Consider the following 354-nt stretch of genomic DNA (forward strand, 5'->3'; position numbering starts at 1 on the left):
GGTTCAAATAGTATATGTAATGTGGGCCCTTAGCTCAGTTGGTTAGAGCGCACCTCTGATAAGGGTGAGGCCGGTGGTTCGAGTCCACCAGGGCCCACCATCTATACCTTTAAAATTTATATGGGGCCATAGCTCAGCTGGGAGAGCGCCTGCCTTGCAAGCAGGAGGTCAGCGGTTCGATCCCGCTTGGCTCCACCAAAATGATTTACAAGTTTGTTCTTTGAAAACTAGATATCGAAACGAAACAAACGCGAATTAGAACATTCCTTTAAGCTGAACTTGTGCAAACAAGTCAAGTGTATAAAGGTAGTTAAATTGCTTTTGTGATGGTATCGGGTGAGAGCGACTTTTGGC

At 45.8% G+C, this 354-nt stretch carries 2 tRNA genes; both read left to right on the forward strand.

The features are described 5' to 3' along the window. The first annotated feature begins 23 nt into the window (after nt 1-23). A tRNA-Ile gene (locus AC1DE7_RS31940) sits at nt 24-100 on the forward strand. Nucleotides 101-122: 22 nt separating this feature from the next. Next, nucleotides 123-198, forward strand: a tRNA-Ala gene (locus tag AC1DE7_RS31945). Nucleotides 199-354: the final 156 nt, after the last annotated feature.

The sequence above is a fragment of the Paenibacillus sp. 10L310 genome (assembly GCF_056395745.1).